At 45.3% G+C, this 20,329-nt stretch carries 19 protein-coding genes; 1 reads left to right on the top strand and 18 read right to left on the bottom strand.

The features are described from left to right. Positions 1–2: 2 nt before the first annotated feature. Genes BSAG_RS13175 through BSAG_RS13125 form a run of 12 tightly spaced genes read right to left on the bottom strand, consistent with a single transcriptional unit; the run spans position 3 to position 11,391 of the window. Entirely contained in the window at positions 3–2,003 is a 2,001-nt protein-coding gene (locus tag BSAG_RS13175) for a zincin-like metallopeptidase domain-containing protein (protein WP_008771368.1), read from the bottom strand. A gap of 13 nt (positions 2,004–2,016) precedes the next feature. After that, complete coding sequence (locus tag BSAG_RS13170) at positions 2,017–3,849, bottom strand: hypothetical protein (protein ID WP_008771369.1); 1,833 nt, start codon at positions 3,847–3,849, stop codon at positions 2,017–2,019. A 3-nt stretch (positions 3,850–3,852) separates the two neighbouring features. Then, complete coding sequence (locus BSAG_RS0223140; RefSeq protein ID WP_008771370.1) at positions 3,853–4,134, bottom strand: hypothetical protein; 282 nt, start codon at positions 4,132–4,134, stop codon at positions 3,853–3,855. A 23-nt stretch (positions 4,135–4,157) separates the two neighbouring features. Continuing rightward, entirely contained in the window at positions 4,158–4,988 is an 831-nt protein-coding gene (locus BSAG_RS13165; protein ID WP_008771371.1) for a M23 family metallopeptidase, read from the bottom strand. A 29-nt stretch (positions 4,989–5,017) separates the two neighbouring features. Continuing rightward, on the bottom strand, positions 5,018–5,674 hold the full coding sequence (locus tag BSAG_RS13160) for a hypothetical protein (protein ID WP_008771372.1): 657 nt from the start codon (positions 5,672–5,674) through the stop codon (positions 5,018–5,020). A 28-nt stretch (positions 5,675–5,702) separates the two neighbouring features. Next, the gene (locus tag BSAG_RS13155; protein ID WP_008771373.1) at positions 5,703–6,383 is read right to left on the bottom strand and encodes a hypothetical protein; all 681 of its coding nucleotides are present in this window, start codon (positions 6,381–6,383) and stop codon (positions 5,703–5,705) included. Between the two features lie 20 nt (positions 6,384–6,403). Continuing rightward, positions 6,404–7,093, bottom strand: a complete 690-nt coding sequence (locus tag BSAG_RS13150) for a hypothetical protein (RefSeq protein ID WP_008771374.1) — start codon at positions 7,091–7,093, stop codon at positions 6,404–6,406. Next, a complete protein-coding gene (locus tag BSAG_RS13145) occupies positions 7,074–7,559 on the bottom strand; it encodes a PH domain-containing protein (protein WP_008771375.1) in 486 nt (161 codons plus the stop codon). Before BSAG_RS13145 ends, BSAG_RS13150 begins: the two co-directional genes overlap by 20 nt. Positions 7,560–7,564: 5 nt before the next feature. Continuing rightward, a complete protein-coding gene (locus BSAG_RS13140; protein WP_008771376.1) occupies positions 7,565–8,737 on the bottom strand; it encodes a toprim domain-containing protein in 1,173 nt (390 codons plus the stop codon). 20 nt (positions 8,738–8,757) lie between these two features. Further along, positions 8,758–10,377, bottom strand: a complete 1,620-nt coding sequence (locus BSAG_RS13135; RefSeq protein WP_008997480.1) for a hypothetical protein — start codon at positions 10,375–10,377, stop codon at positions 8,758–8,760. A 9-nt stretch (positions 10,378–10,386) separates the two neighbouring features. Further along, positions 10,387–10,611 carry a hypothetical protein gene (locus BSAG_RS13130; RefSeq protein ID WP_008771378.1) on the bottom strand — a complete coding sequence of 75 codons (225 nt, stop codon included), beginning with the start codon at positions 10,609–10,611 and terminating at the stop codon, positions 10,387–10,389. Between the two features lie 21 nt (positions 10,612–10,632). Further along, the gene (locus BSAG_RS13125) at positions 10,633–11,391 is read right to left on the bottom strand and encodes a DUF4099 domain-containing protein (RefSeq protein ID WP_008771379.1); all 759 of its coding nucleotides are present in this window, start codon (positions 11,389–11,391) and stop codon (positions 10,633–10,635) included. Positions 11,392–11,611: 220 nt separating this feature from the next. Between BSAG_RS13125 and BSAG_RS13120 the strand changes: the two genes are divergently transcribed. After that, positions 11,612–12,286: a M23 family metallopeptidase gene (locus tag BSAG_RS13120; protein WP_008771380.1), complete on the top strand. Its 675-nt coding sequence runs from the start codon at positions 11,612–11,614 to the stop codon at positions 12,284–12,286. A gap of 1 nt (position 12,287) precedes the next feature. Here BSAG_RS13120 and BSAG_RS13115 read toward each other — a convergent pair whose 3' ends face one another. Genes BSAG_RS13115 through BSAG_RS13090 form a run of 6 tightly spaced genes read right to left on the bottom strand, consistent with a single transcriptional unit; the run spans position 12,288 to position 20,329 of the window. Beyond that, positions 12,288–12,815, bottom strand: coding sequence for a hypothetical protein (locus BSAG_RS13115; protein WP_008997482.1), 528 nt, complete (start codon positions 12,813–12,815; stop codon positions 12,288–12,290). Position 12,816: 1 nt separating this feature from the next. Beyond that, positions 12,817–13,215 (bottom strand): hypothetical protein, encoded by a 399-nt coding sequence (locus tag BSAG_RS13110; protein WP_008771382.1) that lies wholly within the window; start codon positions 13,213–13,215, stop codon positions 12,817–12,819. A 26-nt stretch (positions 13,216–13,241) separates the two neighbouring features. Next, positions 13,242–16,490 (bottom strand): DEAD/DEAH box helicase, encoded by a 3,249-nt coding sequence (locus BSAG_RS13105; protein WP_008771383.1) that lies wholly within the window; start codon positions 16,488–16,490, stop codon positions 13,242–13,244. Between the two features lie 13 nt (positions 16,491–16,503). Next, positions 16,504–18,090 carry an ATP-binding protein gene (locus BSAG_RS13100; protein WP_008771384.1) on the bottom strand — a complete coding sequence of 529 codons (1,587 nt, stop codon included), beginning with the start codon at positions 18,088–18,090 and terminating at the stop codon, positions 16,504–16,506. A gap of 7 nt (positions 18,091–18,097) precedes the next feature. Beyond that, positions 18,098–20,098, bottom strand: coding sequence for an AAA family ATPase (locus tag BSAG_RS13095; RefSeq protein ID WP_008771385.1), 2,001 nt, complete (start codon positions 20,096–20,098; stop codon positions 18,098–18,100). A 12-nt stretch (positions 20,099–20,110) separates the two neighbouring features. Then, positions 20,111–20,329: a DNA modification system-associated small protein gene (locus tag BSAG_RS13090; RefSeq protein WP_008771386.1), complete on the bottom strand. Its 219-nt coding sequence runs from the start codon at positions 20,327–20,329 to the stop codon at positions 20,111–20,113.

Below are 20,329 nucleotides of genomic sequence, written 5' to 3' on the forward strand. Positions count from 1 at the left end.
GTTTATCGGTGCATTCCTTTTGATACCTCTTCCTCTTCTTCAACTTCCTCTTTAGGCTGGTCGTGCTTGATTTCCTCGTCACGGCTGATTTTCGTTTCCACTTCCGACTCCTGTTTTTCGGAAGAGGTCTGTTCCTGTGCCTGGCTCTTGTTCAGCACGTCCGCGAAAAGCGTTGCCGCCAGATGTTGTTTGAAACTGTTCCTGTCCTCGGCGACCCACATCCGTTGCCATTGCTGTGGTGTGACGCTTCGGGGCTGCGGTTTCTGGTTGTCAATGGTGGGAGCGCAGAGTATCGCCCCGTTCTTTGTCTTGAACACGGCCACTCGTTGTATGCGGTTCAAGTCAATGCTTTCATCTGCCGTGTGGAACAGGTCCACTTTTAGATCCGGCTTGCTCTCGGCAAGGGCATAGTATTTTCTGGCCAATTCTCCACGCACCTTGTCTATATTATCCAATGACTGTTTCAGCGTGATGAAGAAACGGTTCAGGTCATCCTTTTCGGGATAGACGCTGTAACCGGCTTTTCCTTCCGGCTTGATGAATAAAGCCCAGCGGTTTTTGTCATCCTGTACCATCTGTATCTTCTCAAACCAGGGTTTGTCAGCATGCTTCACCGCAGGGTGCGCATCGATGGTGGAGAGTGTTTCCAATGCCCAGTTTTTCAGACGCGCCACCTCTATCTGCTTTTCGGCGAAGTAACGGTCATCGGGACGGTAGCCCAACGCACCGTCCGGATTATAGAAACGCACTTTTTCAATGCCGCTTTTCTCCAATGCGCTTTGTATGCGCTGTTTGCTCATTCCCTTGATTTCGTTGTTCACCTCCAAGGATGCACCGGCAGGGAGTATCACATCGGCACTCTTGCCTTGTTTGTCGATGACCAGGACAATGGTCTTGTTTTCCTTGTCGGGATGCTTCTTGATTTCGTCAGCCACGAAGAAATGCTTGGGCATTTGCTCCCGCATCTGTTCTGTCTGGCGGTAGTTACGATAGGTGGCATACTCGATTTTTTCGCCCCGTTCCGCTTTGCGTATCACTTCCAGCGCATTGTTCACATCGCTCTCGATGGCATCTATCAGACAAGGGTTCTCTTTCAGTTCACGGTTCCAATAATCCACCAGTTTGACACTCTCGTCCGACAACCGGGCCGGAAGTCCCATTTCCAGCATCTTGATACCCGAAGCGATTTCGGCAATCAGCCGTTCCTGCTTGACGGCATCCTCTGTTGGGGGAATCCCGTTTTTCATCACCATTCCCTCACGGGCAAGGCGTTGCTGGTGTCCGGTGGCTGCTATGATTTGCCGAAGGGTCTCCTGCGCGTAATCGATGTAATGTGCGAAATCCTTTTGCCGTGGAATATATATCGCGTCTTTCTGGCTGTCATAATGCGCCACACCGCTGCCATCCGTGCGAACCGGTGCCAGATTTCTCGAAATAGACTGTACGAAGGCATTGAATTTCGGCCTGAGCTCACGCAATTCCTTTTCCCCGAATCCTTGCTCGACACTGTTGCCGTATTTTGCCAATGCGTCATCGTATGCTTTCCTGTCAACGTGGGGCAGCAAAGTCTGGTCGATATTGAACAATGTGCGTATCTCCCTGTTGTGTACGCCTTTGTATCGGTTCTTCTCTTCGGGAGAAAGTTTTTGGTAGTCATCCCTTGATATGACCTCGTTGGGATTGTTCCTGTTCACGTACTTGTTCCAATTATAGAACAGGAACGGTACTCCTTTTTCGTGTTCCTTGACGGATTCGCCTCTTGCCTTTGCTTCGCTATATAAGGTGAAGAGGTTGCTCTTACATCCGTTCTTGTCCGAGTGCAGAGCCATGAACAGGGCGTTGAACGGACTGACCGCCACGCCTGCCGGATAAAACTTGGGATAGCCCTTTCCTGTGGCATTGAGCCAGTGGCCGCCCGCACTGACCGCCCCGTTTAACGCTCCGGAGAGCAGTTCCACTTGTTTGTCGGCGGCATTTTTCTCAAACTGTGATTTCTCTTTCATATCTGTTGCTGTTTTATTGTATTCCTCTGGTACGCACAATCGTTTCCCTGTCGTTCTCTTCGTAATTCTGCGACATCAGTTGCTGGGTATGGTCGCTCTTGACAAGGATGGCATTGGCAAGGGTATTAAGCGGCAATGCCCCGGCATTGTAAGCTGACACCACTTTTTCAGGCAACTGGATGGTGCAGGGTACATGGTCTATGGTTGCGATAAGGTTGTTCCCTTGCAGTATCGGACCGGAAATCCGTGGATTCAGCGGTTCGTCTGCATAGACCCGGTATCGGACGGAACGGTTTCCCGTATTCAAACCGTTATCTTCATTCCGTTTCCATCCTAATGCCTCGTGTCCTGCCTTGTTCAACAAATTGGCACCGCCCAGTCCGATCATCATCATTTTGAGAATAGGATTCTTAATGAATATGCCGGCGACGATGCTGGCGATAGGCAGTACATTGTCTCCCAAATCCAATGATTTTGTCCTGCCCGTAAACATACCCACCAGAATATCCGGCAACATGGCAAGCACATAACCCAAATTTTTGCTTATGTCTCCCATGCCACTCAATCCCAAGGTTGAGAAAAAATCGCCCCAGCCGTTTTCGTTGGCATTGGCGGTTTGCTGTCCTGCCTGTCGGTTCTGTCCTGATTCAATGGCTGTTTCTTCCCTTGATTCTTCCGTCGTTTCCGTTTCATTGGCTTGTTGGACGGATTGTGCGGTATGGGTGTTTCCCGATTGTCCCGGATTGCTTGCAAGCGCGGATTGACCTTTAACCTCTTCTTTCTTCTCCATATCCTGCAAATAAGTTTCCATGTATTCCGGAGCGATGACCATCGGAATATCCTTGTATCGCTCATCTTTTATCTTTTGGCCGGCAATAAAATCAAACGGCATTTTCGCTTGGGCGTTATGGCTCATCCAGTCCCTGAAATCAAAACTCTGTACGGGAATCTTCTTGGTCAGCCGTTCATTGGTGGCGATGATATAAGGATTGTCATTGGCTCGAATTTCCTTGGCTTCTTTACGGAATCTGTCAAAGACATTCCTCTCACTTCCGAATACGCCCTTGCTGATGCAATCTTCAACGGATGCTGTGTTTCCTGTTTTGTCCTTGGAGGAAGTCAGTGCTGAAAATGCCAGGTCAGCCCCGACAAATTTGGCGAAGCTCGCCCAGCTTCCCGCACCGCCGAGTGATATGGCATCGATGCTTGCACCGATGACTTTGCCTGTCCCTTTTTCCAGTTTGGACGGTTTGTAGGCTGCTTCCCCACATCGCTCGATTTCTGCGGCAAGCGGTGACTGGTTCAATGTGTATGACAGCCCGAAAAGTGTGTTCTGTGCCGCCTTGCGCATGATGTATTCAGCGGAAGACTTGGGCATATTGTCTTTGACCATCTTGCCCATCATCAACTCTCCGATACGGTATTCCGTATATGCGTAAGCGAGGTCGCACCCTAATTGCCCGGACAGTTCATCATATCTTTCCCTGCCGATTTCATCCACCACGGTTGTGCGCCACTCGTTTGCCAACAATGCGAGGTCTGCCTGTATCTCCTTATTGTTTGCAATCTTCTCCCTGCACATTTCCAGATAGTCCTCCGTGGTCTTGGAGTTCCATTCCCCGGTCACTCTCAGTGTCTGGTACGGATCCATCATCGGATTACCGGCTGCCGCCATAGAACCGAGGATACCGGCTGTACTGGTGGAATATGCAGCCATTTCTTCCGTTTGTTTGCGGTTGAGATAGTTCTGCGTGTCTCGCATGACAGGGGCAAGGTGACTATTGAAGTAGTCACCGAATATCCTTTCTATCTCCGCAAAGCGTGCTGTATGCTTGATTTCGCCCATGTTCTAATAATTCAATTGGTTCAACAGTTGTTCCTTGGTTTGTTCTATGGCGTTGTGGTATATCTCCATCTGCTTGGGGAAGAACTCTTCCAGCCATTCATCCTTTTCTATCCGGTCCTGAATGAAACGGATGGCGGCCATCCGGTCGATTTCTACGGAATGTTCGCCTTCCTCCCGGTTATTGAACCATGCTTTCGTCCACCATCGGACTCCGGCACGGTCGGGATAGACGGACACCATTCTCGGAATATCGAAGCTCTGTACGTCTATCTCCAGTTCCGACAACGGGTCGATAATGCCACTGCTGGCTACTGCCTCGGATTGAAGTTTTTTTTTACTTCCTCGCTCATGGTAGAGAGATAGACATTGTGCCTGAGAGCGAGATAATTGAGAAAGTCCGCTATCAGGAGATTCTGTACCTTGCCGGCCAAAGGCAAGGCACGGCTGCCTATGCCCAAAGGGTTTGCCATGCTCGGCATCGACTCAAAGAAGTAGTTCTTGGCCGCTCCCACGGTGAACACATTACGCAGGGACTGTTCTGTATATTCGGGTACGATGTACTCGCCACGGAACAGGTCTTCCATATAGACGGGAAGGAAGCGGAGCATCAGTTCCTCGATTTCCTCCTTGTCACGGTCGTACCTGGTTTTAATCTCACCGTCAAACGGAGTGAACTCGTGTGCCGCACTGTGTCCCGATTTGCCGAGTGCCTGGATATTACCGTAAAGCATGGTCAGGAACTCTATCGGATTCAGTTCCTCGCCGTCAAACGCCACTTCCATGTGAAGATCATTTCCACTGATGGCTACCGTCTGACCTGCTTTTACCTTTTGTCCGAAACGGATGAATATATTAGCAAGATGCGCATAGGTCACTTCGTATTTGCCATAGCGTATGACAATATATACACCATGCTCTTTGTCCGTACCGATACTTGACACGACACCGCTTGCCACTGCCGCCAAAGGGCGGTGACTGGCATGGAAGTTTATGCCGTGATGAAAGGATGTCTCTCTGGTGACGGCATCTTTCTGTTCCCCGTAGCCTTTTGACAAGGTTACTTCTTTATTCTTTTCTTCCTCAAAGGGCATACAATAGCCGCTTGGGGACTGTAGAATCATTTCTTCCGTGTATTTCATTTGTAGAATATTATTGTGTTATGACTGTCTTATCTTCTCATTCCTCCGCTATGGGTCTGTTCCTCCTGTTCCTGCTGTGGACGGGCTTGACGCTGATTGCCGGTAACGGACGCTTCTTGCTGGCGTTGGGTGTTGTTGCCAATCATCATCATGGTCAAGAAGATACCGGCTATCTTGCCGAGCCAGCCTGTACGTCCGAACACGAGGAATGCCCCAGCAATCAATCCGACTATGCTTAATCCCGATACTTTGCCATGCGCGAGGTTGCTGAAAAAGTTGCCTAACATATTCCCGGCATTCCCGTTGGAAACACCACTTAAAAAATTGGACGCTCCATCGAGCGTGGAAGAGAGCGAACTTGACGCTTGGCTCACGCTGTCAAAAGTCTGTTCGGCTTTGCCGGTAAGTTTGTTTACCGTTTCGGTAGCCGCTTTCGCCGTGCCGCTGATGGCGTTGGTGGTGTCTTCTCCTATGACGGCATCGCTCACGATGCGCACCACGCTCTTGTCGGTGGTCAGTTTCTCCCAGCCGACATATCCGGCCGCGGCTCCTACGGTTGCCGTCTTCAATGCGCTTCCTGCCCCTCGCAAGGTCTGTGATGGGTGCAATACGGCTCCACCAACGGCTTTGCCTGTCGCTCCTGCGGCTTTACCGCCTGTCTTTAATAATGAACTCCAGAATCCCATATCTTTTTGTTTTTATATTCCCGTTATGTTAAAAAGCACCGGCCTTTCCGCTTCGTTTCCACCGTTTCATGGCAGACCTGGCTATCTCTGCTTTGTTGGCTTTGGGTTGTTCCCGTTCCGTGATTTCTGCCCACACGTCACCCATCGAGGTGTATTTCACCGCCATGGTCAGCCGTCGCAGCTTTTTGTTCATCAGTTGCAGCTTGGGACGGATTCCGAACACGATTTCCATCCGCTGTTTCTCCGTCATCTTGTTGTCTGACAGGCAGACCGTGCGTATGTCATTGACAATTTCCATGGAGTTGTATATCAGTTCCCGGTATATCTTGTTCCGGTTCGTGGAGAGTGCTACTGCCACGGCATTGGCAGGACTTTTCCTGAGTTGCCCGGTGAACTCTCCCATGTTTTCCGTGAGATGGGTTATCTCGTGATAGAAGCCGTATATCTGTGCGGCGTAACTGATGACCGAACGGAATGAATCCAGATAATCATTGAACTCCCGTTGCAGGTCGGTGACGGCTTCCACCTCCTCTTTCGTCCAGATGTGTCCGGTGGTTTGCAGGAGCATGATTTTCTCTTGGTTCTTCAAGGTCTTCTTGGACTTTTCGGTATAGATGAGAACCATTCCGGCAAGGGTGGGGTCTATCTGCGCGTGGACTTTCACGCCTATGCACAGCAGTGTGATTATGATAAAGATTGCCCGTCTCATTTTCTCTTTCCTCCATCTTTTTATCTTACCGTTGCCGCCCTGCGCCACCTGTTCATTGCCATTCGTGCCACTTCACCATTGTTCCTGTCCAGCATTCCTGCCGTCACGTTGTTCCACACGTCAGTCATCGTGTAAGTCCTGATGCTCAGGTAAAGCAGGTTGAGTTTCTTTTGGAATGCGGACAGTTGGTCGTTCAATGCCCATAGGGTCTGGCTCCGTTCCGCTCCCGTAAGCATATTCTCCTTGCCTCCCTTTGCCACGGCATCACGGAGCAGGGAGAATACCGTTACCAGTTCGGTTGCGGTCTCGATATACAGGTTGTTCATGCTCATTGCGGCGACAATACCCTGTGGATTGTCGCTGATGGCTTTCTTCAACTTGCATAGCGAGATAAAAATCCTCACACCGTCATTGTACAGGTGGGTACAGGCTTTCAGCGAGGATGCGAAACCGCTTGCCGTTTTAAGGTAGCTGTTGTATTTCTTCTCCCACTGGCGCATCTGCTCGAACTCTGCGGCAATGGTATTCTGCAAAAGGGCGGTTTTCTTCTGCCCGTCCATCTGGTCTTTTACTTTGCCGAGAATCAATTCGTTGCCTTCTGCCAATGCCACATATTCCAACGGATTGGTCGTGACAATCTGCGCCTTCGCCGTGACAGACAAGATGATGCCGAATAGGAGCATCGTTATTTTAGTGATTGGTGATCTCATAGATTCCTTTTCGTCGTTTGTTAAACTCTACACGCTCTCTGATAATATCCACGATATTGATTCGTTTGGGCAGACCTGTCAATTCCAGCTTGGGCGTGGTCCTGTCCATTGACAACACCGTGACAGTCTTTAGCCCGAAAATCTGCTGCAATAAGCTCTGCTGTTCGTGGAAGTCCACCACACGGTACAATTCGATGTAACCGATACTGCGTTGGAACACGCCATGCTCGGCAGTCAGCTGTTCGCTACCGATGTGATAGCGTATGCGTTTCAGGTATATAAGCCGGTAAATCAAAATGAGGGAAAGGAGAACGGCAAGGAGGGTGGCGATAGATGCAAGAGGGGCGTTCTCCATTCCTCCATAGACCAGTCCCACGGGACAAAGCAACAGCAAGGGCAGTTCGTCGATGAAGAACTGTGCCGTTTGCGGTCGTAGTGAAATCTCTCTGTATATCGGTTGTTGCATGGCTCTTATCTGTGTATATTTGGTTGTCGGTGTTCTTCTTCCTTGTCAGTTGCACACCCCGTTGTACCGAGTGCTGCCCCCAATGGGATAATCGCGTCCTTGATGCTGTCAAGGTATTCCTCGCTTGTCTTGCCAAGCAGGGCATCGTTCCAGTCCTTGTAACAGGGCATCAAGGGAAAGACTTTTATACGGTCGGAATTGATGTGCATGGATTCCGCTATGGCTTGGAACTTCTTCACGAACTCACGCCCGGCACTGTCGTTGTCGAAACACAAGTAGTGGTTTATATCCGGAGTGACGGAAAGCATACCGCGAATCTGCATATCGGTGGGAGTGCCACCCGTGGAGACGAACACGCTTTTCTTGGAAAGGTCAGGGTTGTCCCGAAAACCATTCCTGTGTATCTGGTAGAAAGCCATTGCATCGTAGGCACTTTCAAACCACGCAACGCCGCCTGCCTTTTGCAAAGGCTCACCGCTGAAATTGGCTATCCACAAGCCCTCGCTGCTGTTGCTGCCCTCGGCTTTGCCTTTGTAACTTCCGCTACCGTCCATCTTGGGACGGCCGCGTTCCTCCAGTCCTGCAATCTTGTCCGGCTCTTTGGGAAGTACCAGCGGAAAGGCAAGGTTGGCATACGCCAAACCGTCTGAACGGTGTCTGGTAGCCAGAAAGAAATGGTCGGCAAAAGCCCGTTGTGTGAAGATGTCGATGCCACGGTTCTTGAAGTAGGGATAAAAACGCTTGTGAGTCTCCCTGTCGTTTACGTCAAAACGGTGGATGTCGTAATCATCCAGCCTGAACGGAGTGTTCTCCTGTCTGGGTTGGATGATACGCAAAGGTCTGTCATTGATGGGCTGGTTCAACAGCCTGTTGCAGACAAGGTTGACCAACCTGTCTGGAGAGACGCCGTTCCGGTGTTCCGCAAACTTCTCAGGGAATGCCTTGATAAAGGATATGATATTATAGAGCTTTTGCTGTGGTGGCTGGAAACAGCATTTGCCGTTCGGTGTGACGATGAACTTGTCACCCCGGATGCGTGTGCCGTTGCTGTCCGTGCGGATATAGGACGGATAACGCAAGCCGTCACGCTTGTTCAGGTGATAGCCTGCGTCCATCAGTATATCCTGAATGTCTAGCCGTTGCAGGAAGTCATCGTATGTCAGTTCTCCGTTTGCCATTTCCGTGTTCCTTTTATTCCTTAAAATCCTCTGCGCATCTCTGCCACCTCCTTGTTCATCTGCGCTTCAAAGTTCCTTGCTGCCACATCCATCGGCGAGTCCACTCCCGGCTTGAAATAAGGACGAGGTGCGGAACTGAAACGCTCTCCGTAAAATTCCGGACAGGGATGGTGCAGCCCGTGGGCGACATCCGACAACACAACCGCACCTGCGGCAAGTGCGGCGAATATCTTCGTCCCCAATCCGCTGCTCATTTCGGGACGGGTCTTCATATCCACTTCGTTGAATATCTTGGAAAAGAGCTTCATGCGGTGGTAGTCATCGACTGCCAGGAACTTGTCGTACTGTTTCTGGCTGATTTCATGGGTGATGGGTTCTCCGTTGATAATGGCGGTCATCTTGTATTTGCCCTCTGTTTCTGCTGGTTGTACGGCGATGGCTTCCACTTCCACTTCACGTCCGTGTTCTCCTTCCCGGTACCAGCCTTTGTTTTCGTTGATGTATGACAAGTCCCGTCCGTCAATCAAGGCTCCTTCTTGTGGTTCTCTGATGATATGTTCGTCTTCTTGCAGTACGGTCTGTTCGGTAGAGTGCGGTGCAAGGCTGTTATCGGATTCCAATGGCAGGAGCAAGTCCTGTTCCTGCCGGTTCCGCATAGCCAGATCCTGCTCCACTTCGGGATGCAGGGCAATGCTGATGCGCTCCTTGCTGTTCAGAGATTCCAATGTGACCTTATCGGAATAGTCATTTTGAATGACATTGTTCAGAATCTCCAGGCGTTTTTCAACCGGATGCTCTTCAATGGAATTGGAGGTCAGTGCGGATAATTCCTCTTCTGTCAGGTCATAGACCATATCGGCACTGACTTTCTCCGACTGGATGGTCAGTGTTCCGGCTTCCGTATCCACGATGATGCCGTGTGACGAAAGGCATTCTTGCCATTTCTCATTGGAGAAATAGACGGGTGAGGTAATCAGCTCCTTGTAAGGCTTTGCCGGTTCTTCGCTTCTTGGCTTGTTTACCATCGGGGTGATGACTGCCTGCAAATCCTGCAAGACATCCTGCTGGAATGGCTGTACCTGCTCTTGCGGTTGCCGATGCCCTTTGTAGTAGAATCCGTAACCGCCCGATTGCAATTCGCCGGGTTTCATGCGCCCGTCCGGGCGTTCTGCCACCATAGGTGTACCTGCATAGAAAAGCCGGCCGCCGACTCTGCGCAAGTGATAGCCTTCCTGCTGTCTGGGAGTCCATCCGAGGAAAGGGGGCGGCATACCGTACCTGCCGACCCTGCCATACTCACCGATGCCGATACGGTAGCCGTGAAGTCCCATTGCCACACGACCGTTGGCGTTGCGTGCGTGGACGAAGTTGCGGGGCATATCAAAATCCTCCTTTACGATGTCCGTGAAGGTCTCGTAGGCTTTCTTGTTGGCATGGTTCGTTCCCCAGTCGGTCAGGGCCTGCATCTGCTGCCTGCTGATGGGGTATCGTAACAGTGGGGAATCGTGCCCCTGTACTACCAGCTGGTAGCTGTCACCCACAGGTACGACATGGGCTTGCATACCGTTGCGCATCAAAAGAGCACGCATTTCGGGTTGCAAGTCCGGTCTCATCGGGTTTGTGTTGGTTCGTATTGCCATAGTCCGTGTTTATGCTTCACCGCTTTCCATGGCGGCTTCTAATTGTTCACTCTTGTAGTGGACGAATTGCTCGGCTGCCGTATCGTCAATCGTGAGCGAGTGCGCCTTGCAGTATTCCACCAGTTCTTCCTGCCATTCGGCAGAAAAGTGGTTGACGTAATCCAGCCAGCCGTATTCTCCGCGCTCCATCTTCTCGATGAGCACTTCTTCGGGATAATAGGTGTTTTGTGCCATAATTACAGTGTTTGAAAGGTTTTACTTGTGAAGTCCAGCACCCATATTGCGTTGGGCACTCTTTTTCTGTTCGTTCCAGAGTTCTTCCGTGTATTGCTCTTCCGGAATATAGTCGAGATTGCCGTCATCGTCCATCATCCAGCAACCGTAACAGCCGAAGGTGTATTTGTCCCATTCTCTTTTGGTCTGCTCGTTCCATTTCTTGGCGTCTCCCTGACAGAAGCGGATGCCGTCCTTCTCGTGCAGGCTGATGCCGACTGTTACAGGCTCGTCTTGCATCACAAAGGTCAGCGGTTCGCCCTGCTGCATCACCTTGATTTCGGCATTGCTGAGTTTCAGTTCTTCTGCCATCACCTGAAGGTTCCGGGCGATGACCTGCGTGGGGACGGACATGACCTGATTGGTCTCGGTATCGATCTGTACGAAGGCTTTTGTCTTTCGCCCGTCAGCCGTTACCGTGTCGGCAAGAATGACTTTGCCGGAACGGAGCTGCTTCTGTTGTTCCTCGCTGTACTTCTCCAAGGAGGATTTCTTCAGCACCGGGTAGAACACGACATCGGCTTCTCCGTTCTCCTTGCGCACGAAAGCGAATCGGCTATGGTCGGTGACCGTGTTTCCGTTATCATCGTTTACCTTGATGGGAAGCACAGGCGAGTGCCTGCCGTGACTGAGTTCTTCCAAAATGCGCATAGGAAGGTCTTCAATCATTTCCTGTGTGAGTCCGAACTGCGAGAGAGTTTCGTAAGGCAGTTCTTCAAATTCAAATCGTACTTGTTTCATACTTTAATATGATATTTTGATTATACTTTGGCAAAGGTATATACTATTGTTCATACTTCAATTAGTGTAGTTCTAAATAGCCTAATTATTTGTGTTTATTTATGCTTTAAGTATGATTATAATGCAGTATTCATACTCTGAACTTATTTAATGTTATATTTTGGAGGTAAATCAAGACATCTTTTGGCACGGTCGGAGAACTGTTCCTACATTTGCATCTATGAGTAATACACGAATCGTTATAGCCCTTCTTTTGTTATTATCCGGGAACCATGTGAAAGCGCAGTTCAACACGGTTTCCTGTCCGGGCAATCACTATAAAGTCGCTGTGGAAACCCCATCCCGGACGTCAAACGGAACAGAGGCGACACCCGAAAGCATCACCTCTGAAAACGAGAAGTCCGTACCCGACAAGGTTGCTTTGTCAAGTGCGGACTCAAAAAAGAAAGAGCAGGTAGCACGCTATCTCAGCGTATGCTATCCGCTCTCGTATGTCAAGATCAATTCACCATATGGCTATCGCAAGGATCCGTTCACCGGAAAAAGGAAGTTTCACAACGGTATTGACCTCCATGCCCGGAGTGCCAAGGTGTTTGCCATGATGCAGGGGAGAGTGCTGAAGGTAGGACAGGATAAAGTCTCCGGAAAGTATGTCACGTTACAACATGGCAACTTCACCGTCAGCTATTGTCACCTGTCGCAGGTTTCTGTGTCGAAAGGGAAAATAGTCAAGGCAGGGGAAGTGGTAGGCATAACCGGCAGTACAGGCCGCAGCACCGGGGAACATCTGCATCTGACCATTCGTCATAAAGGAGATTATATCAATCCTTGTATAGTCCTTGATTATATTCAGTCCCAATCCAATAAGTGGGACGCTGTCCCATCTTTTGGATGAATCATACGTGGGTGTCTATTTTTACGCACTTACGACCTTTAAGTCCTATCATTCCTTTAGTAACCAATTCCATTGCAAGGTCTTCTGCATCACTGCCGCTCACTGCTGAGACTTTCAAGGTCTCATGCTCGTCAAGTTCGGTGGTAATCTCTAACTGGTATTGATGTATCACAGAAATGCAATCGTTTTCTAATGCTCTTTCTGTCATTTGGGATGTCCAGATGATTTTAGACACCGGTGCCTTGCGGATGTTTTTCAACATTTTCACCTTTACAGGAGCATCCGTTCCGTCTTCGTTTACTTTTCTGAATCGTTTGCATCCACACGAACAGCACCAAATAGGTGGACGGAGAGGTATATTGTCGCCACCCATAATGGCGGTCTTGCGATATTCAAGCATGAAATCCATTTCCGTCATATCCCCGGTGCCATACACAATATCAACGACTTCACTGCCACAAACCGGACATTTTGATGGCTTGCGTGTCACGTTGATAATTTGTGGTCTTGTATCATTGGGCATACTCATATCATTCAAAATACTTGTTTAAAAAATCTTCCTGAAATTCATTGAGCTCTTTGAATTGCGTGTGTCGATTGATACCGATCTCTTCCAATGTATCTAATGACAATTCCTTGCCTTCGTACATTGTAAAAGTCGGTATTAGTTTATAACAATTTTCATCAGCCTGAAATGGCGTAATCCAACAAGAACTATCTTCACGAACACAACTTGTATCAACGACTTCAAGACGATAGCGTACTTGATAATGCCCCTTACCGATAAGATATAAATAGCATATATCCCCAACTTCCAATTTTTTATTGCGAGACTTTTTCCAGTAAGCACATCCTAAAGTTTGGATGCTCTTTACGTGGTCAATCATGCTTTCTTTCCCTTTTAATAAAAATACTCGTATTGGCTTCATATCCTATAGTTGTTAAAACAATGTTTTTATAGATTGCAATATACGTTCAAATCAATATTTGATACATCCTTAATATATGAAGAGACACAACCCAACAAATTAAGTATGTCTGGGCTTGGATTTGAACAGCTTAATCCTGGTTGCACAATATTGATGTGCATAATCAGATCTTTTTTCCAGTTCACCTGTGAGCTTAATTGTTCGAGTTCTTCTTCAGTCCCTTTGAGTATTCTAGAACATTCTCTTCCTTGATATTTTTTTATCTTCCGAGCAAAAAGACGATTAAATAATTGGCGACTTTTATCTCTATCGTTCCATTTTAAGCATTTTTGAGCTTGTCCGCAAACCTCATAAAAATTTGAAATCATATTGCTTATTTTTCCTCCATGTGCGTATTTGAGATGAAATAAATGCATGTGTATTGCATTATTTTCATTTTTGAATCCTATTAAATCTGCAATTTCTCCGCTACCGTCATCATCGTAAATCAGATCGAATTTTTCCGAGATGTATCTTGAAAAATAGTATTGAATAGAGTCCGTCTCATAAGGTACTACATGTTGTGATTCATTTTCAATTTTAGTATCCGCCCAATCTATACCTATCAATTTTTCTTGAGGGAATGGGATAATATCGGAATTTACACGCACTAAATTATTAGCATAAAGACATGAACCATCAGCAAAATATATAACAGGTGCTGCATCGTCATTATTAAAATAATCACAAATATCATCATAGAGACGAGTACCATATCTCATTTTTAGTTTATTTCCCCGTATCTGTTTAACGCGATATATTGGGCGGCTATCCTGTTCGGAATACTCGATTATATAGGTGAATTTAGAATCCTCAATAAGTATATTAAACGTAATTGTGCTCTTTATCTCGTAATCCGCTAATTCAATAGTAGCATACCATAATTGATAGTCAACAAGGTTATGAGATAAGAATATTCCATGCTCTGGGTAATCTCTGTATAATTCCGGGTCCCAATCAATTGCAATAGGTGCAATTTGGGGTAATTCAGAAATTGCTTGAACTCTTAAAGTGTTATTGATAAAAGAATTAGGATCTATTTTCTCATTTTCAACTAACTTCCCAATCATTCTAGCCCATTTTGTGTATTCAAGTAGATTACCTCTTGTATGACTCCATATTTTCCCCTTTACAGAACAACCTACACTAACCCTTTCTCCACGTCTATAGCCGTTACCAAACAAATTATTCGCCGTTAATTGTTTTTGCTCAGTCATGGAAATACCTTCTTGAACATCTTTCCCATAGTAAGACTTAAACGAAACATTACCCATTCGAGCTTTTCTTCCTCCAAAATTAACAATGGCAAAACGTCTTATATCGTGGAAGACACGAAATACACAGTGCCCTGAAATTTTACAGGTATCATCTTCGCCAAAAATCGCCTTTACTATCTCATCCGTTTCACTTAAAGTACTATATACGTAGGCGTGGTTATATTTGGGTGTACAATATCTATGAATGACAAGAATATTCCAAAGTAAATTCTGTACACATTCGACATTACCCCAATCAACATTTTCAATGCTGCCTCCGATTACAACTAATGTATCTCCATCTGTGGTGCTACTTCCGAAACGATAATCATAAATCTCAGGAGATAGTATATTTTCCCAAGCTTTGGGATTCCACGTGTTTGAAGTTCGATATATGACTGCACTTAATGGAATATTTATACTTTGGAATGGAATTTTTGATAATTCCAAATTGTTAAATGACTGGATGAATTGATTAAAATCTTTTTCTTGTTCAGTCGTTCCATCATTTAGGAGTGGCAACAAGCTGTTCCAATCTGCATCCTTAGCATATAGTTCTTCTAGCTCTTCCAATATTGGAGGATATGCAATGTTCGTAATAAAACTTGCATTTCCAAGGTTAGAATCATATGATGTACGTGTAAATCGACCTATGAATTGTAAGGTGATTGGTAAACTCTGCTTTGCGTCGTGAATTGCTGCAATCTTTAATTCAGGCATATCAAATCCTTCTCCCAACATATTTACGCAGACAATAATTTTATGTTTTTTGTCTTTTATGTTGTTTAAAATTGATTTTTGGTTTGGCATTGAACTAAATACCATCACCGGATTTAAATCAGAGTATTGCTGATATATCTCCATTACTTCCTTGGCTCTTTGTTTTGTACTGCATCTAGCCATAAGAATATGGTCGTATCCATTCTCCATATCAGAACGGAGTTGCTTAACAGCTACCTCGGCTATATGTTTATCAGCTTGAATTAAATCATACTCCCTTATTGGAATAAATTTTATAGGTTTGTAATATCCCTGCGATTGTGCATCTTTTAAGGAAAAGTTATATATAAAATCTCCTTTTAATCTTCGGCTATCATTTCTGAATGGAGTTGCGGTAAATAGTGTGACTTTTTCATCATCAAAAGAGTCGATGAACTCGCTCCATGTTTTAGCTTCGGAGTGATGTGCTTCATCAACAAATAGATGACTTATGTTTTCCTTTAATAAATTTATAATCTCCGATTCGCAATTTGTAATAAGAGGCATAGTCGTGATTATAACATTTGATTTTTCAATTAAAGTGTACCAACCATTATAATCCATACCTTCCTTAACAATACCAACATTCGGATAAGAGCAATCACTTGTAACTATTCCAAATTTGTGAAGTACGCCCAAAGTAAAAAATTTATTTGCTAATTGGTCTCTTAACGCATCAGATGGAACAGTTACAAGTACTTTGGCACATTGATTCGCAATGAGGATACTTAACATGGTTTCTGTCTTTCCTGTCCCAGTTGGCATGACTATTATATTTCTGCCATGATGAATTTGAGCCTTTGACATAAACGCATATATAGCTCCAAGTTGCGGAGCACGAAGCCCTAAAATGGATTCTTGAATATTTTCCTTCTTATAAAGGAATTTACCTCTCCAAGAAGCTGTTATTTCCTCAGGACGTAAGGTGTCTATTTTGGGGTGTTTAATCCATCTGATAGATAAAATATTTCCTCTAAGAAATTCACTTTTGCGAGGTATCTTGTTTGTTAATACGACATATTGATAACCATCAATACTATGATCATTTTCATCTCGCGTAAGAAGTATTTCTGTATTATTTGCGCGTATAACAAAGGGTGAGGTGGAAACAATATCAAATGTAGCTTCACTAAATTCAGTAGCAAATCCGTTAAGATGCTCAACTCGATTGTTTCCACAACTCCACAAAAGTTGGATTATTTCGAAAGGTAATTTTATCATAATCTAATCTTGCTTATATCAAGTGCGTTACATTGATTTTCTTGTACTTTTTGCCCATACTCAGTGCAAAAGCCATTTGGTCTTTGATTATCAGCTCTCCCTTTTGAAGCCCAGCAATGGCAGTGCGAATTTCTTGAAGTTCATTGCCACTTACACCAAATAAATCCTTGATAACCTTGTCATCAATAGTTTGCTGCTTCATAATGAGCGGATATTGAGCATTGGCATAAAAGTCAAATCCTTTGCTCTTGAAACTACTCATATTTTGTGTGGCAAGAATGATGCTTAATCCCTTATTTCGACCTACGGCAATCAGATTACGCAGAGGACGATTGTCAAAGTCAAGCATATAGTGAGCTTCGTCTATAATGGAGAAATGGCGTATCTGAACCACATCGTCGTTTGTTGCTTGCTTTTCTAACTGTTCATAGATGTTATTCAGCTTAGAGATTAAGAAGTACACGATTGCCTTGGCAATAGGCCCGTCCTTCGGATAACCATCCATCTTGATGATATAGCAATCACCAATCAAATCAGCTTTGTCCTCTTCCTCAAATATATTGGCTCGTACCAACTGTTTAAGTACAGACGAAATACTGTCGTCTTTTGCAGGGTCGGTCATTTTAGCTTGATATTCCTTCAACATCATTGTGAATGTGATAGGCGATCCGCTGGTTTTCTTATATGCTTCAACAATAGCCTCACTCAGCCGGTTATTCATATTGGCACTTGCCGAAACTCTGTCAATGGAACAGAGAGCTGATGCCATTTCAGACGAATAGAGATTGATTTCGTTGATAGGTCGCCCTGTAAAGTCTTTGAACGGAGTGAATGGAAGCGGATGCTCGATGGGGTCAAGTATGCAACTGCGATCCACATCAAAGTGAGAGAGCCAATGATTGTTTTGGATATCGCTAAATTCTCCTTTATAATCGAATAACAGAAAATTTACAGGATATTGCGATTCGGAAGACAACGCTCTAAATTGCTGCATCAATACAGCTAACAAGTTTGTTTTTCCAGATCCGGTAGCTCCAGCTATGATAATTTGAGAGTTGGTAATGTTGCGGCTGTTGATGTCAAGGTTCGCTTCCATTTCCTCGTCTCCATAGTTACCCACAAGTAGATTAAGCACTGGAATGTCTTTTGTCATAGCCACCTTGCTGCCCATAGAATACAAATATGTATCCAAATTGTTTTCTTTTATCAGATAATCACGACCACGAAGCATTTCCGCTGCTATGATACGTGAAAGGGTGGCGTTCTGGGTCCAGTCAATATTCAAACTTGAATATCGTAATTTCAAAAGAGCTGCATATAGGGTTGACAAGTCGTGCATGGTAAAGAAACTGGGGACAATACGTGCAGAACTTGTTGAAAGCTGAATGTCCTTAAATTCTTCCTCTTTTCGCTCGGCAGGAATACTCAGTCCCACAATGAAACAGATTCTCATTACCTTATTGAGGGTAAGACTCACACGCTTTTCTCTGTCCACAATACGAGACAGATTGATTTTATTCTCCATCAGATCTTTGACAGGACTGATTTCATCCAGCAGACCTTCCATTTGACGTGTATTTGAAAAATTGATGATACTCATGTCGTTACTACTGATTAAGCGTGATACCAAAATAGCCTTCATCTATGGTTGTCCGTTGCTCTTCCACATTCCTATGTAGGGTATAGGTCTTTGAGATAAATGGCTCTAACTTTATATAGTCGCTGTCCGTTCTGATTTCCGAAGTGGTACACAACAGAATTGTCTGTTCTGCCAACTGCGGGAAATACTCTTCCATAAGTGCATCACGGCTTTCATTATCAAGTACGCCCATCACCGTGTCTATCATCACCGGTGGATTATAGTCGCCTAAGTTACGAAGCACTTTCAAAAGAACTTGAATGAATATCTGCTTGGATGCAGCGTTGAGTTGATTCAATGAGATTTCATTTCCGGCTGTATGGTATAGCTTAATATTGAATTTTTCCATACTATCGGATAACTCAACACGCCCAACATGTCCTTTATAGGAAACAAGCAACTTGTTTAGTTGCTCTTGCATTTCCGTTTCTATCTGTGCTTTTTTCTTTTTCAAAAGCATATCTGCCACTTTGTCGAAGAATGGACGAAGTTTCATCAATGTGTCATACTTCAAATCCGGCTCTTGCTGTATCTGTACATCGTATTGATGAATGCGTTTCTCCAAACGTTGGATTTCGCCTTTCAAGTTGCCTTCCAGCGATTTTTGCTTTTCTATATTATGTTTGGCTTCCTCATAATTGGCTATCAGCATACTATTTCCACCGGAACGAGTCTGTTCCAATGTGCGCTTTTCTGATTTCAAATTATCTATGTTCGCTAATTGAACCTCTAATTCTTGTCTTTTTCTGTCGATAGAAACGAACTGGTTATGACCGCCTTTGCCGGGCAGTTCACGAAGAGCAGTTACTTCCGAATCGTCTAAATAATCATATGGATCTTCTGTATTGGTAGCATTCTGTAAAGCTACCATATGTGCTACTACATTTTCTTCATCCACCGCATGACTACATAGGGACAGTTCTTTTAGATATTCTATAATTTTGGAGGTTACATCACGTAACGTTTCTATCGGATAGGCACCGGTATTCTGTTTTTGTAGCTGCTCTTTTACACGGAGAAGATTGTTGATTTCCTGCGACAGGTTTGATGCCAGTTTGGGCAGGAACACATTGATTTCAATGTTCTCTACAAACGACTTCAAGACCTCTGCATAATTTGCAGCTTCGTCAGTGATGTTTTTTATTTTGCCGTCAATGTCTTGTATGCGTTTGTTCAGGTTGGCTGTTTGTTGCGCACCTTCTTTTGCACGTTGATACTCTTCTTCTACCGAAGTCATATATTTGTACAGCCTGTCTTGTTCGGCAAGACATTCATTCAACTCACTTATCAACTGTTCCTTTTGACCGCATAAGGCATTGTATTCCTTTGCTTCCTTTTCTGCTTCTAAACGTTGTTGCGCCCATTCCTGCTGGAGTTTTTCTGATGCGTGTTTTAGTTGTAGATATTTTTTGAAACCGAGCACGTTTTCAAAGTTATCTCGAATGGTTTGCTGAAAGACGTTCTTTTTCAGTAGTTCGCTCGATTGCATGGCATCAAACAAGAAATATTGGCTGAGTTCCTGGGGAAGATTAGCCTTGATGATTTTGTTTATCTCCTGTTCGGCACGTAGTCTGTCTTTGGCGGCTGTCATGGTACCATACACATACATATTGCCATTCATGTTGAGAGAGACACTTTCGAGAGGTCTTCCTTGTGGATTAAGCACGTAGGTTCTTTTCAAGATGTATTTTTGCTGTTGTCCTAATACTTTGCCTACAAATGTTATTTGCAGACTTATCTCCGGCTTCGCTGTATTTATAGCACCTTGATTGAGCAATTCAATGAAATGTTCTTTGCTCTCTATTTTCAACCCGTACAAAGCCCCACTGATGGCTTCAAATAGAGTCGTTTTACCACCACCATTCGATCCTCCGATAAGGATGATTGGCCTGTCATCATCCACCGTCAAATCAAGGTCGAGGGCCAGATAGGTTTTATAGTTGCTTATTTTTATTTTCTGTATGAGCATGGCATCTAAATTTTATTGACGAATTTTCTGAATGGCGTTACGGATAATCTCTTCCGTATCGTTGTCACTCATTTCTATCACATCTACTTTCTTAGCGTGATACGCTTTAAGTATGTCTTCACTAAGCCAATCAAAGTCAATCTCTTCTTTTTCACAGATTGCCTCTATCATAGCCAAGTCATCCTTTCGGATGCCATAGTGTACAAATTTGGGGTCTATTCCTTTTGCCAT

Source organism: Bacteroides sp. D1 (genome assembly GCF_000157095.2).
Classification (GTDB): Bacteria; Bacteroidota; Bacteroidia; order Bacteroidales; family Bacteroidaceae; genus Bacteroides; species Bacteroides xylanisolvens.

What these genes read in the sequence shown, in the direction of transcription:
- BSAG_RS13175 (WP_008771368.1), bottom strand. Translation starts at nt 2,003, where the DNA reads ATGAAAGAGAAATCACAGTTTGAGAAAAATGCCGCCGACAAACAAGTG.
- BSAG_RS13170 (WP_008771369.1), bottom strand. Translation starts at nt 3,849, where the DNA reads ATGGGCGAAATCAAGCATACAGCACGCTTTGCGGAGATAGAAAGGATA.
- BSAG_RS13165 (WP_008771371.1), bottom strand. Translation starts at nt 4,988, where the DNA reads ATGAAATACACGGAAGAAATGATTCTACAGTCCCCAAGCGGCTATTGT.
- BSAG_RS13160 (WP_008771372.1), bottom strand. Translation starts at nt 5,674, where the DNA reads ATGGGATTCTGGAGTTCATTATTAAAGACAGGCGGTAAAGCCGCAGGA.
- BSAG_RS13155 (WP_008771373.1), bottom strand. Translation starts at nt 6,383, where the DNA reads ATGAGACGGGCAATCTTTATCATAATCACACTGCTGTGCATAGGCGTG.
- BSAG_RS13150 (WP_008771374.1), bottom strand. Translation starts at nt 7,093, where the DNA reads ATGAGATCACCAATCACTAAAATAACGATGCTCCTATTCGGCATCATC.
- BSAG_RS13145 (WP_008771375.1), bottom strand. Translation starts at nt 7,559, where the DNA reads ATGCAACAACCGATATACAGAGAGATTTCACTACGACCGCAAACGGCA.
- BSAG_RS13140 (WP_008771376.1), bottom strand. Translation starts at nt 8,737, where the DNA reads ATGGCAAACGGAGAACTGACATACGATGACTTCCTGCAACGGCTAGAC.
- BSAG_RS13135 (WP_008997480.1), bottom strand. Translation starts at nt 10,377, where the DNA reads ATGGCAATACGAACCAACACAAACCCGATGAGACCGGACTTGCAACCC.
- BSAG_RS13130 (WP_008771378.1), bottom strand. Translation starts at nt 10,611, where the DNA reads ATGGCACAAAACACCTATTATCCCGAAGAAGTGCTCATCGAGAAGATG.
- BSAG_RS13125 (WP_008771379.1), bottom strand. Translation starts at nt 11,391, where the DNA reads ATGAAACAAGTACGATTTGAATTTGAAGAACTGCCTTACGAAACTCTC.
- BSAG_RS13120 (WP_008771380.1), top strand. Translation starts at nt 11,612, where the DNA reads ATGAGTAATACACGAATCGTTATAGCCCTTCTTTTGTTATTATCCGGG.
- BSAG_RS13115 (WP_008997482.1), bottom strand. Translation starts at nt 12,815, where the DNA reads ATGAGTATGCCCAATGATACAAGACCACAAATTATCAACGTGACACGC.
- BSAG_RS13110 (WP_008771382.1), bottom strand. Translation starts at nt 13,215, where the DNA reads ATGAAGCCAATACGAGTATTTTTATTAAAAGGGAAAGAAAGCATGATT.
- BSAG_RS13105 (WP_008771383.1), bottom strand. Translation starts at nt 16,490, where the DNA reads ATGATAAAATTACCTTTCGAAATAATCCAACTTTTGTGGAGTTGTGGA.
- BSAG_RS13100 (WP_008771384.1), bottom strand. Translation starts at nt 18,090, where the DNA reads ATGAGTATCATCAATTTTTCAAATACACGTCAAATGGAAGGTCTGCTG.
- BSAG_RS13095 (WP_008771385.1), bottom strand. Translation starts at nt 20,098, where the DNA reads ATGCTCATACAGAAAATAAAAATAAGCAACTATAAAACCTATCTGGCC.
- BSAG_RS13090 (WP_008771386.1), bottom strand. Translation starts at nt 20,329, where the DNA reads ATGGCAAAAGGAATAGACCCCAAATTTGTACACTATGGCATCCGAAAG.